Source organism: Phocaeicola paurosaccharolyticus JCM 15092 (assembly GCF_000613805.1).
GTDB classification, from domain to species: domain Bacteria; phylum Bacteroidota; class Bacteroidia; order Bacteroidales; family Bacteroidaceae; genus Phocaeicola; species Phocaeicola paurosaccharolyticus.
In genome coordinates this window covers 1-1375 of record NZ_BAJR01000078.1, presented here as the reverse complement: position 1 = coordinate 1375, position 1375 = coordinate 1, and the positions used below count along the sequence as shown (strand labels likewise).

Genomic DNA, 1375 nt, shown 5'->3' with positions numbered 1-1375 from the left:
GTAAGCCTTCGGTAAAGTACATATAATCACAAATAAGTCCAACTTTAATCAAGTTTATCCGAGTTGAACAAAGTTGATTCAAGTTGGTACTATTTTATTCGAGTTGGTTTTAATTTGAAGAATCAGTTTTGTTTTTCCAGTTCAAGGGTAATAGTTCCTTTATATCCATCTTTGATTCTTTGTATAAAGGTAATTTTCTTAAGATATCGGTCATCCATTTTCTTGGATCAACTTCGGCAGCCTTACAGGAACTTATTAAGGAATAAACTATTGCTGCACGTACTGCTGAGTCATCATTTCCACAAAACAGATAGTTTTTCCTACCTATAGCTAATGGACGTATGGCATTCTCTATGAGATTATTGTCTATATTTATCCTCCCATCATTTACATAACGTGCCAGACGTGGAAGTAGTGTATAGATATATTGTATGGCTTTTCCCATCCTGCTTCCAGGAAGTACCTTACACCATGTATCGCTGAGCCATTTTTCAAACTCACAGATTATAGGATATGCCTCTGATTTACGTTTATCCCTCCTCTGTTCTATTGTCAGTCCCATCTCATCGGCAAGACTCTCTATATGATATAGTTTATTGATATACACAAGACCTTGTGTGGCTTTTGGGTTATCTTCATCAAGCGCATCAACCAGTTTTCTTCGTGCATGGGCCCAACATCCATAAAGAGTTATGCCTTCTACCTTTTCAAAGTCATCATATACATTATAACCGTCAGTCTGTACATTACCATGATAGCCAAACAGGAGTTTGCGTGCTGTTGCCTTGCTTCTTGAGCCAAAGTCATAGCTGAAGCATACTGATCCGTGCAGTGCATCCCTGACACACCACATATAACCTTTGACCGTACGATGTTTTTCATTGTCTATAACAGGAACCGTGCTTTCATCGACCTGTATATAATCACTTGAGAGTATCTCTGATTTCAGGACATCATAAAGTGGCTTTATCCTTTCACATGTTGCGCTGAACCATCCATTCATTGTAGAGTCATTGAAGATGATTCCACTTTCACGGTACTTCTGGATTACTCTGTAAAAAGGAAGATGATACATGAACTTGTCAAGTATGATGTCTGTAAGTACAGATGCACCTGCAATACATTTATCGACAGGTGCTAATGGCATTGGAGCTATCTCAAAAGTTTTACGTTCTGTATCTTTTATCTGGATATCTGATTTGAGCACATATTTATGACGTATTATCCTTCTGATATATACCATTGCCGGTATCCTTTCAAGAGAATCACTTATTTCAGGAGCCAATTCACTATATTCCTCCAGATTTATTCCTTGCGGATAAATATGTTCTTCCCTGACCGGCAACTTGGATGTGTCAAGTGGTTTTCTGGAAGG

At 38.1% G+C, this 1375-nt stretch carries 1 protein-coding gene; it reads right to left on the bottom strand.

Going from position 1 to position 1375, the window contains the following annotated elements; all coding sequences use genetic code 11:
* Positions 1 to 109: 109 nt before the first annotated feature.
* Positions 110 to 1375, bottom strand: a 1266-nt coding sequence (gene tnpC / locus JCM15092_RS16380; RefSeq protein ID WP_034542130.1) for an IS66 family transposase, incomplete at its 5' end; no start/stop codon positions are given.